Source organism: Pseudidiomarina fusca, assembly GCF_032227045.1.
Classification (GTDB): Bacteria; Pseudomonadota; Gammaproteobacteria; order Enterobacterales; family Alteromonadaceae; genus Pseudidiomarina; species Pseudidiomarina fusca.
The window spans coordinates 137,740-155,676 of the sequence record NZ_JANFPJ010000010.1 but is presented as its reverse complement, the minus strand read 5'-3'; the positions used below and the strand labels follow the sequence as shown (position 1 = coordinate 155,676).

Sequence of the window (17,937 nt, the reverse complement as noted above, 5' to 3'; positions counted from 1 at the left end):
AATGGCTAACGCTTGATCTTCTTTTAATACTTTTACACCGTTGAAATCAGTTTCTTTCGAGATACGATCGATTTCATCAAGGCGTTGGTTAATCTCATCCTGAATTGACTGTTTATCGGCTGCAGAATTCGTGCCGTTTTGAGCTTGCACAGTCAATTCACGGATACGCTGCAAGTTGTCGTTCACTTGGTTAAGTGCGCCTTCAGCAGTTTGCGCGACAGAGATACCGTCGTTTGCGTTACGCTGAGCTTGGCTTAAACCAGTGATTTGTGAAGACATACGGTTAGCGATAGCTTGACCGGCGGCGTCATCTTTAGCGCTGTTGATACGCAGGCCTGAAGACAAACGCTCCATAGAGGTAGCCAAAGCAGACTGTGATTTAGACAGGTTCTGTTGGCCAATCATCGAGGTGATGTTTGTATTGATAACTGACATAGGTATATTCCTTCTGTTTCCAAATTAGGCAACCCAATCGGCCTGCCGTTATTCTTGTTATCGGAAGCAAAAAAAATAACTTTAGAAATTTTCCTTTGATTATTTGTGGATAGGCTAAGCGAAGCCCCAGAGTAAGCTAAAGATCTAAGCTCTCATGCCGATATCAACATCAGCGAAGTTAAATTTAGTGACACAAGGAATTTTGCGTGAACGAAGCGCCGGTAACAGCCGACAACGAGTTTACTCCCGTTAATAGTGTGGTAGAGCTCGCCACCTATTACGATGCTTTGAGCCAACCGGGGGTAGCAAACCTAACCCTACTGGGACCGGGTGAGAAAAGTCATCCGTTGGTGATAGTTGAGCAGCTAGAAGAAGATTATTTATTATTTGATCTTACCGCCATTCGTGATGTTGCACCTAGTTTACGTCGTGGGGGTAAGTTTATCCTTTCAGGCTATACACCAGGCGGCCTAGTTCGCTCAAACCCCTTGGCGGTTCGTGATTTTTCTTCAGTAGAAGGGCGCTTGTTAGCTTATGTAGATTGGCCCAAAGAAATTCATGTACAACAACGTCGTGCGAGCTTTCGCGCCAGTTTAAGGTTAGGGATGCACGTTGGGGTGCTGGTGCGCAGTGCCGATAACGACAAAGAAGAGTTAGTAGAGCTGCAAGGTGATTTACGTGATTTATCCGCGACAGGATGTTTGGCTGAATTTTTTATGCAAGATGGTGTATCGCGGGTATTGCCGGATATTGCTACGGAAATTGCACTGCATTTTCCTAACGGCACCTCGTTTGAGGTGACTGCTAGGGTTCGCCATATTAAGAACGACAACGACCGTCAGGTTATGGCGGTGGGTTTTGAGTTTGAAAACCCCAGTAAGGCGCAAGAGCGCGAGGTCTGGAACTATGTGCGGGAGATTGAACGCGAAGCTAGCCGTAGTGCCAGTAATGGGGATAGTCGCAACGAATCAGAGCTGTTTCGAATTCGCGATGAAGATGATGACCGCTTAGGGCGCCGGCATAAGCATCAATATGCGACTCCTATGGCGCGGCGCCTGGCTCGTATCGCTGGTTATTTAGATAGTCAGATGGTGGTGATGCGCCAAGGTGAAGCGGTGAGCTCACAACAATTGTCGCTGCATGCCGATCGATTACTGGATATGTTAGATGATGACCGCGAAGAAGCGCTATTTTCAGTGCACTGTATTCATCGCGAATCGCGGTGGGTGCGACACGGTTTAGCTGTGGCGTTGCGAATGGCTGATATGTTAGGCAGTCAGAAAGTACCGCGTGAATTGCGCAAAGCGGTGGCGGCTTCAGCCATGGTACATGATCTTGGGAAAGGCTTATTGCCACAAGATATTTGGCGAGCAACGACTTTAAGTACAGAAATGTACGAAGAAATGCACACCCACGTGGATGCGCTAATGGATAAAATGGGTGGCGTAAAGTGGTTAGCGCCGGTGGTTCGCGATAACGTGATTGCGCAAATCAATGAACGCCTTGATGGTTCGGGTTATCCGTTGGGGTTAAAGGCCGACCAGTTGGGACAATTAGCGCGTATGGCGGCGGTCGTAGACAGTATGGATGCATTACAGCGCTCGCGTCCAGACCGACCGGCCAAACCGGCAGCGGTTGCGGCTAAGCTTATGCAACCCTTGGTAGATCAGTTCGATGAAAGCTGGTTAAAAAAATATGTTACGCACTTTGGCGTGCTACCTATAGGTTCTTTATTACGTTTTGAGAAAGGCGTCTTTGCCTGGGTGGTTGGGCTAGATAGGCAAAAACGAGTAGCGAAAGTACGAGTGTCCCCGCATAAGTATGCTCCGGATGAAAAGCTGGGGCCTGTGATTGCTGGCGCTGCACTGGCCGAGCTCGGACGAATTAGAGATGTTTTAGTTCCAGAGACCTAAAGTTGTTTAAATAACAGCCGATAAACATGAAATACAGCGCGTAACAGCGGCTATTATCGGTTTTGAATTGATTCGCATCAGGCAAACTGATTAGCAGTTAAATAGGACGTATTGATATGGCATCTATTGCAGCACTCGGAATTGGTTCCGGGTTAGATCTAAATGGCTTACTGACGCAGCTAGAATCAGCTGAACGTCAGCGCTTAGAGCCGTTAGTGCAACAACGCGCTAGCTATCAGGCGCGCATTTCTGCTTATGGTCGTCTAGAAGGTTCGTTATCGGCGTTTCAAAATGCCTTAACCAACCTTGGTAAACCAGAGACCTTTCAAGCCGTTAGTAGCTCAGTAACTGGCGAAGGTTTGCAGGCAGCAGCTAGCGCAAGTGCGGTACCAGGTTCGTATAACGTTCAAGTGAATACCCTAGCGCGGGCGTACAGCAGTGCAACCCTTGGAGTAGACGATAAAAGTCGTGATTTAGGGGCTGGAACTTTTAGCTTTAATCTCGGTGATGGCACCAGTCATAGTATAGATATCGAAGCCGGTGCGAGTTCGTTAGAAGGTATTCGGGATGCTATTAATGCTCAGCAAGGTGATGTCACCGCCTCGATCATTAATGACGGCGACCCTAACGCACCCTTCCGTCTAGCTTTGACCTCGAGTAAAACCGGCGTAGATGCTGCCGTAAGTTCACTAACCTTTAATGGCTTTGGTGATGAGCTAGCAGTTGATGCTGGCTCGATTCAAGCCGGTACCAATGCCAGTTTAATCGTGAACGGGATTGGCATTAGTAGCCAATCAAACCAAGTGACCGATGCGTTGCAGGGCATAACCCTTACTCTTGAACAAGAAGGGCAGACTGCCACGGTTAATGTCACCCGAGATGAAGCGGCTATCACGGGTGCTGTTGAGAACTTTGTGAAAAGTTATAACAGCTTACAAAGCACCATCAAAGACTTAAGCAAATACAACGCTGAAACTCAGACCGCTGGCCGGTTGTTGGGTGATAGTGGTTTGCGCACCGTAGAAACGCGCTTGCGTAGCATTTTTTCTGAAGCTGTAGATGGCGAGGGGCTTAATACCTTAAGCGAGATCGGTATCAGCAGACAGCTCAATGGTTCGTTAGAACTAGACACAGATAAGCTGAAAGAGCTAACCAGTACACAACTAACGCAATTAAGTAACTTCTTCACGGGTACCGAAAACGTTGGTACTGACGAGGCGAATGGCTTCGTCGCTAAAGCTGGTAATACGGTCACTCAGTTATTGGACGAAAATGGTCCGATAGCGCTGGGTACCGAAGGTATGAAGAGTGCGATAGAACGTCTTGAAGAACGTTATGCACGAGAAGAAGTCAGCATCGCTCGAACAATAGAGCGGTATCGAGTGCAGTTTGGTCAGCTAGACAGCATGATCGCTAATATGAATTCTACTAGTTCGTATTTAATGCAGCAGTTTGATGCTTTAAATGCGCAGCTAGGCAATAAGAAGTAGCAGGAGTAACTACCTATGTACGGTATGCGTGGAGCGGCCGCTTACGGTCGAGTAGGAATTGAAAGCCATGTTCTTTCAGCGAGCCCGCACAAACTGATTAGTTTGTTATTTGATGGGGCTATTCAAGCCATTAAAGGCGCGAAAGCACACATTGCGCAAAAGAACATAGCTGCTAAAGCTCAGTCAATTAGCAAGGCGTTGGATATTGTGAACCAAGGTTTGTTGGCTGCCGTAGATAAAGAACAAGGTGGTGACTTAGCTGAACGCTTAGAGGCCCTTTATACCTACGTGGCTGAGTTGCTACTGAAAGCTAATTTGCACAATGATGTAGCGAAACTAGACGAAGCTGCAGCGTTGTTGGAGCAAATTGGTTCTGCTTGGAAAGAAATTCAGCCGCAGATTGAAGGAGCATGATCGCAGTGTCAGCATCTGAGCGAGTTGCCCGCACCTATGCTCTCTCTGCGACGGAGGTTATTATGTCGTATTACACTTTACTCGAGCACTCAAACCAGATGTTAGCTAGTGTGCGTAACGAAGACTGGGATAGCTTAATTAAAGCTGAGCTACAATACGTTGAAGAAGTGGAACGGTTGAGCGTAGCTGAAGCAGAAGTTGAGTTGAGTGACCAGCAAAAGCTTGATAAATTGCAGTTGTTAAGCACTATCATGGATCAAGACCGCGAGATTCGCGAACGCTTGGTTGCACGGCGAACCATGCTTGAGCAAACCTTGCGCAGTATGAATAAAAAACAAAAACTAGAGCATAGTTATCGCAATTGAGCAGCATCACACCTCTTCTCGATACGTTAGTCCACCAGGTTGCCAAGCAGCGCAGCCCGGTGGCAGCTCTGCCCAGACATCCTTTACCAGTTGCCCCCATTCAAGCCGCCGCAACCACCACTGAATTTAGCCAAGCGGGTCAGCAAGTAGCGCGCTTATTACAGCTAATAGACAGCTGGCAGCAGCAACTCCCACCACGTGGTTCGCAATCAGCCTTTATCCAAACTGCGGGGCAATTATTCCCAGCTCAAGCGACTAACTTGAATGTCGCTGCGTTAGTTAGCAAATTACAGACATTAGTGAAAGATTCCGGCGTATTCTACGAGACGTTATTAGCCCGCTGGGCTGCACAAAAGGCGCCGATAAATTTGCTGCAACAACAGCCGCAAAATCGCACTCCCAGTACTATTCAATCTATTTTAGGGCAGCAAATCGACCTACTTAATAGCGGCATGTTGCGTATTGAAACCGAGTTATGGCCTCAAGCCACGCTGCAATGGTTGGTGCAACCCGAGGTTAATCCTCTAGTGCAACGTTGGCGTGATGAGCAACGGCGACAACAGGGAGATGAGCCCGAAGCCGCAGCTTGGACTAGTGAGATAAAATTGAGTTTACCAGTGCTTGGAGTATTGCGAGCCAAACTTAGGCTAGGTGATCAACATCTCACGATGCAGGTACAATGCACAGATTCTCAAGTGCAGCTGGTACGGTCTCAGGTAGATATGTTAGCCCAACGCTTAAGGCAAATGACAGGATTGCAGGTCGATCCCATTGCTGTAGGGGTGCTAGCCAATGAATCATGATAAACCAAACAAGAAAGCAGTAGCGCTAAGATATCAAGAATTTGAACCTGCGCCCAAGGTGATTGCTAAGGGGCAGGGGCTAGTGGCGGAAGAGATGATCGCACTGGCAAATGAGCATGGGGTGTTTGTGCATGATTCGCCGGAGTTGGTGGATTTGTTGTCGCAACTGGAACTCGATACCTATGTACCCCAAACGATGTGGGTCATTGTTGCTGAGTTGTTAATATGGGCGAAAGGTTTAGAGATTGATGCTCAAAACAGCTCAAAAAACGAACCAAAATAACAACGTGGCAACATGTGGCTATGAGTGCTTAACCGTTTTAATTATGCCGAAATCTTGACTTGCACTGTTAATATTTGTTAAAGATCCCATTAATTGTATGGATTAATGGATCTGGGACTGTAGTACATGTCTGAAAATAGAATTATCGCTGAGCTACAAGAACTTAATTTAAGTTACTTGATGCTGGTGCAAAAGTTAATTGCAGAAGATCGCGATACTGCTATGTTTCGTCTTAAAATTGACGAGGATCTTGCTGATCTTATTGAAGGCTTGTCGGCCAAAGAACTCACCTTGCTTGCACGCCAGCCACACAGTCTACTTAAACCAAGTTTGGGTCCAGTAGAACAGTTACAAGCGGTGCTTGGTAATAAACGCGACACCGGCATGCAACAAACTCATTTAGCGATGTTGATGGCATCGGTATAAGGATAGCTTGTGAGCTCTACCAAGTTACTTGATGAACTGAACCAAGTGCAACTCGCCATCGAGTTGATAGAGCTGGGTGCCAGATTGCAAGTGCTTGAATCAGAAGTTAGTCTTAACCGTGGTCGCTTGGTTCGCTTGTATAAAGAAGTCGCAGGTAAATCACCAGCAAAAGGTATGTTGCCCTTTTCTACGGACTGGTTTATGACGTGGCAACCGAACGTACATGCATCTTTTTTCTACAACATTTACCTGCGTTTGCGCGAGCAACAAAAATTAGAGCGGATGCAAGCTTTTATCAAGGCCTACAAGCTCTATCAAGAACATATTCGGTTATGCAATGAAGAAGATGTGTTGGCGCTCACCCGCGCTTGGACACTCATTCGGTTTTTTGAAAGCGACATGTTTCAGTTGTCTAGCTGCAACTGTTGTGGGCTAAAATTCGTTAATCATGCTCATACCCCAGATAAAGACTACGTATGTGGTGTTTGCGCACCCCCCTCCCGAGCCGGTAAACCGTTGAAAAATAAATCTCCAAAAGCAACAAAACCTGCTTAAGTTTCGCCTGTTGTGGCCGATAAAATTCTTATAGTAAAAAAGAGAAGGATTAGGCCGTGCTCGTTCCTCTAGGGTTTATCATTGTTATTGCTTCGGTATTTGGTGGTTATGCCTTGGCTGGTGGTTCGTTAGGGCCTTTGTTCCAGCCGTTGGAGTTTGTCATCATTGGTGGTGCTGGGCTTGGAGCCTTTATTGCGGCAAATAATGGCAAGGCTATAAAAGCTACCTTAAAGATGGCTAAGCGAGTTAAGCCCTCGACCAAATACACCAACGAAACCTACCTTGAATTACTGGCAGTGATTTATAAATTACTCAATAAAATGCGCCGAGACGGGATGTTGGCGGTAGAGCGCGATATTGAAAATCCTACCGAAAGTGCCATTTTCAGCGAACATCCTGATGTGCTAGAAGATGAGATGATGCTGAACTTCATCTCAGATTATCTACGCCTCATGATTAGTGGCAACATGAACCCACAAGAACTAGATGAGTTGATGCTGCACGAAATAGAAACCTTTGAAGCCGAAGGAGAAATCCCAGCGGATGCCTTGAGCAAAGTAGGTGACGCCATGCCGGCTTTTGGTATCGTTGCAGCTGTGCTCGGGGTAGTGCGGGCATTAAGTACTGCCGATGTACCGCCGGATGTTATGGGTAACATGATTGCTCATGCATTGGTCGGAACTTTCCTCGGTATTTTATTGGGTTACGGCTTTATCAATCCGCTTGCCAGTCGCGTTGAACGGCAAGTGCAAGAAATGTCGAAAACCCTCCAGGTGATTCGAGTGACTCTCCTTGCCAGTATGCATGGCTATGCACCGCAATTGGCGGTTGAATTTGGCCGTAAGGCGTTGTTCTCGGAAGAGCGTCCTAGCTTCAACGAGCTTGAAGACTATGTACGTGGAGCAAAATCGGACGCTTCGTGATGAATGACCAGCAACAACGACCGATTATTATTCGGCGCAAGAAAATCATAAAGAAACACCACGGCGGCAGTTGGAAGATTGCGCTGGCGGACTTTATGACGGCGTTGATGGCGTTGTTTTTGGTGATGTGGATTTTGTCGATGTCGTCGGAAAAGCAGAAGCAAAGTATTTCTGAGTATTTTCGCACACCCTTGTTAGTAGCTATGGCTGGTGGCGACCGAGCGTCGGCCAGTACCAGTGCTATCAAAGGAGGTGGTGATGACCCCTCTCATAGCGCTGGCGAGCAGGCTCGTATCGATCTGCGTCGTGAGACGCGGCCAGCCGATACGCGCCGACAATTCAATAACTTACGGCAACGGGTAGAGGCTGAGATAGATCGCGACCCCGTTCTGCGTGCACTCAAAGCACAGTTACGTTTTGACGTGACTCGCGAAGGCTTACGCATCATGATGTTAGACACCGAGACCAAACCCATGTTTGAGATCGGTAGTGACACGATAGCACCCTACATGCAGCGCCTATTAGAGACGTTAGCCCCCTTATTAAATGAGTTACCCAATGAAATAACCATTGCTGGCCATACCGATAGCTTACCTTATGCCGGTGGTGAGCGAGGTTACAGTAATTGGGAATTGTCAGCCGATCGCGCCAACGAGTCGCGCAAAGCTTTGCTGCAAGGCGGGTTTAACTCGGACCAGTTGTTACTGGTGATGGGAGCGGCGGACCGGATTCCCTTAGACGGTACCGACCCGGCTGATCCGCGTAATAGACGCATTACTATAGTGGTGCATACGCCAGAATCGGCAGCTTTTATTAAGCGCCAAGGATTTTTCCCTCAAGATCAGCAAGCTGAACCAGCTCCCATTGCTGACCCTGAAGCTATAGACCCGTCAGTGGTCGACCCTCGTGTTAGCGATCCACCAAGCACCAAACAGTCCTCGAAATAAAGGGTTCTAACCCCGTTATTCAGTCCTTCAAACCGCCTCAACTGCGGCATACTAGAGCGCAATATCCCTAACTCTAAGTTTTTATTGCGTAGCAGCAGCGATGGCAGAAGAACAAACCAGCGATCAGGAAAAAACAGAAGACCCCACGGCCAGGCGAATTGAGAAATCGCGGGAAGAAGGTCAGGTTGCACGATCGCGTGAGTTAACTACATTTGTCATACTGTTTGGCGGCGTTGGCGTACTTTGGGCCGTAAGCGAAACCCTTTATCAAAACTTGGGTAGGGTGATGGAGCAAGCTTTTCTGTTTGAACGCCTACAAGTGTCTGAAGCCGGGCCTATGCTGCAAAATGTTCTAGAGTTGGGCCAATCAGCACTGCTGGCGCTGTTGCCTTTGTTTGCCGTGATGCTGCTGTTGGCCTTGATTGCTCCGGCGCTATTAGGTGGTTGGGTGGTGTCGGCTAAATCTTTGCAGCCGAAATTTGAAAAGCTTAACCCACTAAAAGGACTTAAGCGCACGTTCTCGAGCCAGGCGTTGGCAGAATTAGGTAAAGCTTTGGCGAAGTCGATCTTGGTCGGCGGCGTATTGATGCTGTTTTTATGGCAACACCGGGATACTTTTTTGGCGCTGATGTCACTAAACGTTAAGAGTGCTTTGTTTGAGGCCATGAAACTTGCTGCACTCGCCTGCCTGCTGATGATTCTAACATTAATAGTGGTGGTACTGTTTGACGTGCCCTATCAATTATTCACCCATACAAAAAAATTGCGGATGAGCAAAGAAGAAGTAAAACGAGAAAACAAGGAAACAGAGGGTGACCCGCACGTTAAAGGTAAGATTAGACAGCAGCAACAAGCTATGGCCCGGCGCCGAATGATGAGTGAGGTGCCAAAAGCCGACGTGATTATTACTAACCCAACTCACTATGCCGTGGCTTTGTCGTATCAAGATGGTGCCATGGGTGCCCCCAGAGTGATTGCGAAAGGGACAGATTTGGTGGCTCAGCGTATTCGAGAGTTAGGTGATGAACACCAGATCCCCCGCTTAGAGGCTGCACCCTTGGCGCGAGCATTGTATACTCACGTTGATTTAGGGCATGAGATCCCTGCCGCTCTCTATACCGCTGTGGCCGAGGTTTTAGCTTGGGCGTTCCAGTTAAAACGCGCAGAGCAAGGCACCGTCGCTGTGCCGCCAACGCCTGAAAACATTGTTGTTCCTGCAGATTATGAGGTACCCGCATCATGAAATTAAGCTATCAAGCCCTCGCGGGTAGCTTGACCACTGCACGGCTGCAAGTGTTGGTAGGCCCGGTTCTAATTTTGATGATTTTGGCGATGATGGTATTGCCATTGCCGCCCTTTGCCTTGGACTTTTTGTTTACCTTTAACATTGCGCTCAGCTTGATGGTGTTATTGGTGAGTATGTTCACCGAAAAGCCTCTTGAATTTGCTGCATTTCCTGCTGTATTGCTGTTTACCACGCTATTGCGTCTGAGCTTGAACGTGGCCTCAACCCGAGTGGTGTTGATGGAGGGGCATAACGGAGGTGACGCGGCAGGCAAGGTGATTGAAGCCTTTGGTGAATTCTTGGTAGGCGGTAATTTTGCGGTTGGCCTAGTGGTCTTTGCCATTTTGGTCATTATTAACTTTATGGTGATTACCAAGGGTGCCGGACGTATTGCTGAAGTTGGAGCTAGGTTCACGTTAGACGCTATGCCCGGCAAGCAAATGGCGATTGACGCCGATCTTAACGCCGGCCTGATTGGTGAAGAAGAAGCTCGTCGACGCCGCCAAGAAGTTGCTCAAGAGGCCGAGTTTTACGGGTCGATGGACGGTGCCAGTAAGTTTGTTCGTGGTGATGCGGTAGCCGGTATTGTGATCATGGTAGTGAACATTATTGGCGGCTTATTAATTGGGGTTATGCAGCACAATATGAGTGCCGGTGACGCAGCCCATACTTATGTGTTGCTGACCATCGGAGACGGCTTGGTGGCACAGATTCCTGCGCTGATTATCTCAACCGCAGCCGGGGTAACTGTATCTAGGGTCAACACCGAGCAAGATGTTGGCCAGCAGCTTATAAAGCAACTCTTTGTCAGCCCTAAGGTGTTGTATTTGGCGGCGGGGGTGATTGGTTTGCTTGGTTTAGTGCCAGGCATGCCAAACTTTATCTTCTTGTTGTTCACCGCCATGTTGGGCGGATTTGCTTGGTATTTACAGCAAAAGCAGCAGCAACAGCAAGCCGCAGCCAGCGCCACCGAAGCAGCTCCTGCACCCACCTTCAGTAGCCCTGAAGCTAGTTGGCAAGATGTGCAGTTAGTAGATACTTTGGGCATGGAAGTTGGTCATCGATTAATTGCACTGGTGGATGATAATCAGCAAGGTGAGCTGCTAGGACGAATAAAAAGTGTGCGTAAGAAGTTTGCCCAAGAAGTGGGCTTTCTACCACCTGTGGTTCATATTCGCGATAATTTAGAGCTCAAACCAAACACCTATACCATCACTCTCAAAGGTGGTGAGATTGGTCGTGCGGAGATTTACCCGGATCGTTGGCTCGCGATTAATCCGGGCCAAGTAACTGGCGCGATAGAAGGGATAGAAACCACTGACCCGGCGTTTGGTTTGCCGGCCCATTGGATTCAAGCGGATCAACGTGAGCATGCACAAATCTTTGGCTACACGGTGGTTGATGCAAGTACCGTAGTGGCGACTCATTTAAACCATCTGTTACAGCGCTATTCGGCAGATTTACTCGGTCGCCAAGAGGTGCAGCAGTTGGTAGATAAACTGGGCGAAGAGAATAAGGCGTTAGTTGACGACGTTATTCCTAAGTGCGTGACCGTAACGACCCTACAGCGGGTGCTGCAATACTTGCTAGAAGAAGACGTATCTATCCGCGATCTACGCTCGATTTTTGATACACTGGCAGAGTTTGAAGGACAACAGTCTGATGTGCATGAATTAACGGCCCGAGTGCGTATAGCTTTGGGGCGAAATATCACGCAAAAATGGTTTGGCGGTGAGCGTAATCTGCAAGTAATGGGCTTAGACATGCAGCTAGAAACCATGTTAAGCCAAGCTTTGCAGCAAAATAGCTCAATTGAACCTAGCTTAGCGATGACGTTACAACAACAAACCGAGCAGGCCATGCACAAAGCTGAGGCTATGGGTCTACCACCGGTATTAGTGGTAGCACCTAATTTACGGCCACTGTTGTCTCACTTTTTGCGCCGTCAGCTACGTGATTTGGTAGTATTATCGCAGGCTGAAATTCCAGACGATCGTAGTATACAAGTAGTGACCGTAATCGGAGAAAGGGCATGAGTATTCGGCGCTTTTTAGCGGCCAGCCATAAAGATGCAATGCGCCAAGTACGTGATGCGTTGGGCGATGATGCGGTGATTGTGTTATCCCGCAAAACGGCACAAGGGGCAGAGATTTTTGCCATTGCTGAAGCAGAACTGTTGCAGTTAAGTGACACTACAGCTCCGTCAACGAACGGGCATCAGGCCAGTTCGGCCAACGCCAGCGCTATTGCCGGTAGCGACTTTTCACAAGTGGCACAGCAGCTGTTAAGCGACGTGCAGGACATGCGGGCGATGTTGCACCAACAGCAAGGGCTAAAAGTACCCGACGACAATAAACGTAAGCTGTATCGCAAGATGCGAGCGGGCGGCTATAGCGATGAGCTAGCCCGCCAATTAGTAGCATTGCTACCGGTGCATTTAAATCATTCCGCCAAGCAGTTAACCGCAGCACAAGAATGGCTTGAGCAGCAATTAGGTGCACGCATAAGCCATCATGCTGGAACTTGGGACTTACTTGAGCACCAAGGGGTGCTTGCGTTAGTAGGCCCGACCGGGGTGGGAAAAACCACCACCACAGCTAAGTTGGCAGCTCACTACGTGATGCGCCATGGCCACGATAGCCTGTTGTTAGTAACAACGGATAGTTATCGGATTGGGGCTCAACAACAACTGGCTATTTATGCTGAGCTCCTTAATGTAGAGATGCATGCCTTGGCCGAAGGCGACACCATGAACAGCTTGCAGGAAAAAATGCAGGGCAAGCGTTTGGTGTTAGTGGATACGGTCGGCATGAGTCAAAGAGACCAGCGTTTAGCCCAGAAAATCGCGGCGCTAGGTGCTGATGATTACAAAGATTCTACGCGCGTGGTATTGCTGTTAAATGCCGCGTCGCAACCTGAAACCCTAGCCGAAGTAGCTTCTATTTATCAGCGTTTAGGTACCGAAAGTGGATTACCAGTAAGAGACTGTGTGCTTACCAAACTAGACGAGTCAGCGCTACTTGGGGGCGTGTTAGATACGGTTATTCGGCATAAGCTGACCATTCAATCGTGTTCGGTCGGGCAACGCGTGCCAGAAGATATTCAGGCACCAGATATTGCCGCGCTGATCAGTCAGAGTTTAGCGAACGAGGTGAATGAATCAGTGCTGGCCCAAGCCGAGTGGGAGCAACCTTTGGCTACCGGCTTGGCGGCTAACCAAGTGATCAGTCAAGGCTCGGTGATTCAGTCGAGTATCCAAGCGTTACGAGCGCAACTGGCAGGATTTACTGAATTTGAGCAAGCTTGGCGCACCCAGCAATGGCCCAGTCCTCTGCAGGCTATGGCCTTTACGGAAAATGCTAGCACTGCTGCAGCGGCTCCTCCGCTGTTGCGTTGGGCGGCACCACAACCATTGCAAGGTTGGCAGCATCGCACGCCCCATTTGGCCCTAAACGCCGACGGTTCGCCACAGTTGCCCGCAGTATTACAGCAAGCTGATGAGTTGCAACCGGACTATCAGTTGGCACCGGTGCAGTTATTTGATTATTTACCTGCGACCACCCTGTTAGAGATATTTATCGAACATGGAACCGGTTGGTTGGTGAGTTTAAATCTAAACCACAAATTAAGCTTTCAAGGGACTGAACTTGCAGCCGTTGATTTAGTTAAGAAGCATGCTATTCCACTAACCAAACAGAACCTCCTGTATCGTGGCGAAATGCGCCGGTTAGAGTTGCGCATTGCTGCCGCAGACAGTCATCAAGCAGACGCACCTTATCAGGTAGTCTATGGTGAATTACATGGCGGCAGTGGTAAAAACCCCGTGCAGCGCCGTTATTGGATGCTTGATAGCAGATGTAGTGCGGAGCAACTCGTAGTTCGGGTTAAAGCAATGCTGCAAAGCGAAGAGTACAGTCGTTTGACCAGGCTGGCATGGCAAGAATTGAAAGCTACTATGCGTGAGGCCGGACAGCCATTACAGTTACTGTTGGCTGGAACTCTGGCCGCCGCCGCCTTGCAGTTAGAGTACAGTCAGCACCCTGAAGCGGCCCATTTACGGGGTGAGTTACTTAGCTTAACCGGTAAACGTGGACGCGTGCAGGGGGATAAATTAGTGCCTGGTATGTTGCGAGTTTTACAGGCTCACCAAGCGTTGGTGGCAGCAGGGCGACAAGCAGGAGCATAACGCAGTAGTATGAGTGATCAAGCAGCAAGTTTGCGCCAATGGGCTGCGCAGCGACAAGACCAACCGCAAGACCAGCAGCAAGCGGTGAGTGAACAGGTGAGTCCATCGAATGAGTCACAATTCAGCGGGCAGCAAGTGGTCGTGCTCGGCTTGCCTAGTTTGCAAGAGCAACATGCCTTAGCGGCATTAGAGGTATTTCAACGCTGGGCTGAGGCGGGTAAGAAATGGGTGGGTGATGCAAGCCAATGGCGGGTGATACCCGTTGCATCAGATTATCCTGAGATGACTAGGTTAGTGGGTACTTACCAACGCTGGGCGCTGTGGATAAATGATGATTTAGATAGTTTCGCACGGGCCTATCGAGCCTTGAAAGCCATGCACCAGGCGGGTGCACCGAAGCAGATCCTTGCGTTACACCAAGCAAGCTTGGCGCGGCGAGGTTTATTGGCTAATTTACAAGATGTCGCCAAACGCTACTTTAATATTGAATTATTAGTCTTGTCGTCTTAATTTGGTGCAACAAAACAGGACCCTAACGCATGTATACGGCCGCAGGAAAAATCAACAAACAGAGCTTGATAGAGCAATACTATCCGCTGGTGCGCAAACAAGCCTTTAGCTTGAAAGTGCGGTTGCCGGCGGGTATCGATGTGGACGATCTTATCCAAGCTGGCGTTGAAGGCCTGTTAAGTTGTGTCGAGCGTTTTGATGCTGAGGCAGGTGTGGCGTTTTCAACCTATGCCCATCAACGTATTCGTGGCGCCATGATTGATGAGCTGCGGAGTCGCGATTGGTTGCCGCGCAGTGTGCGCCGCAGCGGCCGCGAACTTGAACAGACGATACGCAAGCTAGAACAGCAGTTGGGTCGCAGCCCCGAAGAGCGCGAAATTGCAGCAGCCTTAGATATGTCTTTGAGCGATTATCAACAGCTGTTATTGGATACCAATAACGGGCTTATCATGTCTTACGACGATATGTTGGAGGATAGCCCTCACACCGAGTCTGCGGAAAATCCAGCCAGCCAGCCCGAGAATCTCTTTGGTGATGCCGAACTCAAAGGACTCTTGCTGCAGGCTATTGAAGCCTTACCCGAGCGTGAACAGTTGGTGATGACGCTTTACTACCAAGAAGAACTAAATCTTAAAGAAATTGGCGCGGTGCTTGATGTCACCGAATCTCGAGTGAGTCAATTGCATAGCCAAGCGATTAAACGTATTCGCGCGCGAATTGGGCAATATAGCTAGTTTCTGCTATACCTCTTGAAGTTGTTATCGCAATAAGAACTATAATAAAACAAGGACAACCCTATGAATGCTATCAAACTAGAATTGCGCTGGGCCGTTATCTTTACTCTAGCGATGTGGGTGTGGATGCTGATCGAGCGATTGTTCGGATTGCATAGCACACGTATAGAAGAACATGCGATTTATACTAATGTGTTCGCGATTGTAGCAATAACCATCTATGTGTTGGCGCTACGGGATAAGCGAGATCGTGTTTATGGAGGCTTGATTAGTTGGGGGCAAGCATTTAAATGCGGCCTATTAATCAGTGTTTTTGTAGCCTTATTAACGCCACTATCGCAATGGGTTATCCATACCCTGATTAGTCCGCATTTCTTCACTAATATGGCAGACTATGCGGTGCAGAACGGACTCATGGAGGCCACGGCTGCGGCCCAATATTTCTCATTGCAAAGCTATATGTTGCAAGCCGTGCTTGGGGCCTTTGTGATGGGGGTTCTCACCTCGTTGGTGGTGGCATTTTTTGTTCGTAGAACGCCGCAATCCCCAGCTACTAAGTAAGCTTGGTTGAGAGTAAAGAACACGCAAAGAAAGCTTTATTGTCAGGATGCTTGTGCTACTTTCATTGTAAAGAAAGCTAGTAAGCTATGTTTGGTCTTGAATCAGCATTAAAAGGAACCTTGTATGAAAAAGCTTATGTTAGTGGTAGCCATGTCGTCCCTAGTGGCAACCGGTTGTGCCAATATGACCAATGCTCAAAAAGGCGCAGCAATCGGCGCTGTAGCAGGTGCCGTATTAGGTAAAGGCACGGGCGACCATGATAAAAGTCGGTATGCATGGGGTGCTGTTGTCGGTGCTATCGCCGGTGGCGCGATAGGTAACTATATGGACCAGCAAGAAGAGGAGTTTCGCCAAGAGCTAGCCGGTAGCGGTGTTGAAGTTATCCGTGATGGTGACAATATTCGCCTACAATTGCCTAGCGCCATAACCTTTGCTACCGATAGCACGGTGGTCAGCGAAGGTTTTTATCCGGTTCTTAATGATGTTGCTAAGGTGTTGAATAAATACAACAAAACCACCATGATTGTGGAAGGTCACACGGATAGCACCGGGGCTGCCGAATATAATCAAACCCTTAGTGTGAACCGTGCAAATGCTGTACGTAATCATTTAGTAGGTCAAGCAGTAGATAGTCGCCGAGTTACGACAGTTGGATATGGTGAAACCATGCCAGTTGCAGATAACAATACTCAGTCTGGGCGGCAGTTAAACCGTCGCGTCGAGTTACGAATAGTGCCAAATCAAGCTTAGCGCTTAAGCGCATTGGCAACGTTAGTTATAAACCATAAAAAAACCCGCCTAAGAGAAGCGGGTTTTTATTTATAAAACCAATCAATTATGCTTTTTGCCGTGACGAATCGACTAGGAGCGCAATCGCACCATCGCCAGTAACATTACAGGCAGTGCCGAAGCTATCTTGGGCCATATAGAGAGCAATCATAAGAGCAATGGCGGTCTCGCCAAAACCTAGCATAGATCCCAACAAACCAACCGCCGACATCACGGCACCTCCTGGTACTCCTGGCGCAGCCAACATCACCACGCCTAGCATTAAAATGAATGGTAGTATGGTAAGAAATGACGGAATAGCGAGTGCGCTATGTAAATACATTACCGCAAGAGTACAGCTAACAATGGTGATTGTTGAACCTGCCAAATGCACCGTCGCGCACAAAGGCACGGCGAAGTTGGCCACGTCATCATTAACCTTATTGTTTTTCACGCTCTGCAAGGTGACCGGAATAGTCGCAGCGCTAGACATGGTACCAAGCGCAGTAAAGTAGGCTGGCAACATGTTTTTGATAAGCGCAAAAGGATTACGCCCTGATTTCACGGCGGCAAGGGTATAAATCGCGGTGATATAAACCCAGTGCAGTGCAACTGCTAGCAGTAAGATGATACCAAAGGTTTTGAGGGTAGCGAAAACAGTGCCGGCAGCGGCCATTTCTGCAAATACGCCCGCAATATAGATCGGCAATAAAGGAATGATCACCTTGCCTAACAGTAACTCGATGATGTCACGGCCCTGGTCACTTAGTTGCTTTAAGTTTTCAGCCTTGGTGCTTGCAATCCCTAACCCAAAAATAAAAGCCAGGACCAATGCTGTCATAACCCCAAATACGGGTGGCATATCTAAGGTAAGAAAAGGTTCCAGTGCGTTAACGTCTGTTTGGTTAGCACTCTTAGCGGCAGTAGTTAAGAAAGGCACCACAATGCTGGCCACAAAATAGGCGACAATACCGGCGATGATTGTGGATAAATAGGCGATACCAAGGGTGCGGCCGAGTAGTTTTCCAGAATTTTGTGGTAATCCAGCGATACCGCTTGTGATAAAAAACAGGATGAGCAGCGGAATGGTAAAAAATAGTAGCTGACCAAAAATTGCTTTGAAGGTTAGTAGCAGCTGTGTCATCCAATCGGGGGTGTAGAGGCCAATAAGTGTACCTGCAACAATCCCTAGAATGAGTTTGATTATAAGACCCATGATGTTCTCTCGTTATTATAAAAATGTGTCGTGATGACTTATTTATGCCGTTGCATTATCGCAAATAAAGTCACTAAGGGGGAAAAGTTTTAGTTCAGCAGCTAGGGCCTTGCGATTGATGTC

General features: G+C 48.3%; 19 protein-coding genes. 17 read left to right on the top strand and 2 right to left on the bottom strand.

The features are described 5' to 3' along the window. A partial coding sequence (locus NOG12_RS06610) for a flagellin N-terminal helical domain-containing protein (RefSeq protein WP_470384926.1) occupies nt 1-435 on the bottom strand: 435 nt, incomplete at its 3' end. A 206-nt stretch (nt 436-641) separates the two neighbouring features. Between NOG12_RS06610 and NOG12_RS06605 the strand changes: the two genes are divergently transcribed. The 17 genes from NOG12_RS06605 to NOG12_RS06525 all read left to right on the top strand — a co-directional run bounded on the left by NOG12_RS06605 (nt 642) and on the right by NOG12_RS06525 (nt 16,580). Further along, nucleotides 642-2,348 carry an HD domain-containing phosphohydrolase gene (locus tag NOG12_RS06605; RefSeq protein ID WP_313932780.1) on the top strand — a complete coding sequence of 569 codons (1,707 nt, stop codon included), beginning with the start codon at nt 642-644 and terminating at the stop codon, nt 2,346-2,348. 116 nt (nt 2,349-2,464) lie between these two features. Next, complete coding sequence (fliD, locus tag NOG12_RS06600) at nt 2,465-3,838, top strand: flagellar filament capping protein FliD (RefSeq protein ID WP_153826528.1); 1,374 nt, start codon at nt 2,465-2,467, stop codon at nt 3,836-3,838. A gap of 15 nt (nt 3,839-3,853) precedes the next feature. Further along, on the top strand, nt 3,854-4,252 hold the full coding sequence (gene fliS, locus NOG12_RS06595) for a flagellar export chaperone FliS (protein WP_313932779.1): 399 nt from the start codon (nt 3,854-3,856) through the stop codon (nt 4,250-4,252). Between the two features lie 62 nt (nt 4,253-4,314). Next, nucleotides 4,315-4,617 (top strand): flagellar protein FliT, encoded by a 303-nt coding sequence (locus tag NOG12_RS06590; protein WP_162014506.1) that lies wholly within the window; start codon nt 4,315-4,317, stop codon nt 4,615-4,617. Beyond that, nucleotides 4,614-5,420: a flagellar hook-length control protein FliK gene (locus NOG12_RS06585; RefSeq protein ID WP_153826529.1), complete on the top strand. Its 807-nt coding sequence runs from the start codon at nt 4,614-4,616 to the stop codon at nt 5,418-5,420. The genes NOG12_RS06590 and NOG12_RS06585 overlap by 4 nt, the downstream gene beginning before the upstream one ends. Continuing rightward, nucleotides 5,410-5,703: an EscU/YscU/HrcU family type III secretion system export apparatus switch protein gene (locus tag NOG12_RS06580; protein ID WP_153826530.1), complete on the top strand. Its 294-nt coding sequence runs from the start codon at nt 5,410-5,412 to the stop codon at nt 5,701-5,703. Before NOG12_RS06585 ends, NOG12_RS06580 begins: the two co-directional genes overlap by 11 nt. A 126-nt stretch (nt 5,704-5,829) precedes the next feature. Beyond that, on the top strand, nt 5,830-6,129 hold the full coding sequence (locus NOG12_RS06575) for a flagellar transcriptional regulator FlhD (RefSeq protein ID WP_153826531.1): 300 nt from the start codon (nt 5,830-5,832) through the stop codon (nt 6,127-6,129). A 9-nt stretch (nt 6,130-6,138) separates the two neighbouring features. Then, nucleotides 6,139-6,684: a flagellar transcriptional regulator FlhC gene (flhC, locus tag NOG12_RS06570; protein ID WP_162014507.1), complete on the top strand. Its 546-nt coding sequence runs from the start codon at nt 6,139-6,141 to the stop codon at nt 6,682-6,684. Nucleotides 6,685-6,740: 56 nt separating this feature from the next. Beyond that, complete coding sequence (motA, locus tag NOG12_RS06565) at nt 6,741-7,607, top strand: flagellar motor stator protein MotA (protein ID WP_162014508.1); 867 nt, start codon at nt 6,741-6,743, stop codon at nt 7,605-7,607. Beyond that, nucleotides 7,607-8,554, top strand: a complete 948-nt coding sequence (gene motB, locus NOG12_RS06560; RefSeq protein WP_313932778.1) for a flagellar motor protein MotB — start codon at nt 7,607-7,609, stop codon at nt 8,552-8,554. Before motA ends, motB begins: the two co-directional genes overlap by 1 nt. 100 nt (nt 8,555-8,654) lie before the next feature. Next, nucleotides 8,655-9,797, top strand: a complete 1,143-nt coding sequence (gene flhB / locus NOG12_RS06555) for a flagellar biosynthesis protein FlhB (protein ID WP_110075727.1) — start codon at nt 8,655-8,657, stop codon at nt 9,795-9,797. Continuing rightward, nucleotides 9,794-11,875 (top strand): flagellar biosynthesis protein FlhA, encoded by a 2,082-nt coding sequence (flhA, locus tag NOG12_RS06550; RefSeq protein ID WP_153826534.1) that lies wholly within the window; start codon nt 9,794-9,796, stop codon nt 11,873-11,875. The genes flhB and flhA overlap by 4 nt, the downstream gene beginning before the upstream one ends. Further along, on the top strand, nt 11,872-14,025 hold the full coding sequence (gene flhF / locus NOG12_RS06545) for a flagellar biosynthesis protein FlhF (protein ID WP_313932777.1): 2,154 nt from the start codon (nt 11,872-11,874) through the stop codon (nt 14,023-14,025). Before flhA ends, flhF begins: the two co-directional genes overlap by 4 nt. 9 nt (nt 14,026-14,034) lie before the next feature. Continuing rightward, nucleotides 14,035-14,535, top strand: a complete 501-nt coding sequence (locus NOG12_RS06540; protein WP_313932776.1) for a hypothetical protein — start codon at nt 14,035-14,037, stop codon at nt 14,533-14,535. A 29-nt stretch (nt 14,536-14,564) separates the two neighbouring features. Then, nucleotides 14,565-15,269, top strand: a complete 705-nt coding sequence (locus NOG12_RS06535; protein WP_313932775.1) for an RNA polymerase sigma factor FliA — start codon at nt 14,565-14,567, stop codon at nt 15,267-15,269. A gap of 63 nt (nt 15,270-15,332) precedes the next feature. Then, entirely contained in the window at nt 15,333-15,830 is a 498-nt protein-coding gene (locus NOG12_RS06530; RefSeq protein ID WP_110075722.1) for a DUF4199 domain-containing protein, read from the top strand. A gap of 123 nt (nt 15,831-15,953) precedes the next feature. Further along, entirely contained in the window at nt 15,954-16,580 is a 627-nt protein-coding gene (locus NOG12_RS06525) for a YiaD family glycine zipper/OmpA-like lipoprotein (RefSeq protein WP_110075721.1), read from the top strand. Nucleotides 16,581-16,665: 85 nt separating this feature from the next. On the opposite strand, the gene NOG12_RS06520 is transcribed toward NOG12_RS06525, so the two are convergent. Further along, nucleotides 16,666-17,814, bottom strand: coding sequence for a dicarboxylate/amino acid:cation symporter (locus tag NOG12_RS06520; protein ID WP_313932774.1), 1,149 nt, complete (start codon nt 17,812-17,814; stop codon nt 16,666-16,668). Nucleotides 17,815-17,937 lie beyond the last annotated feature (123 nt).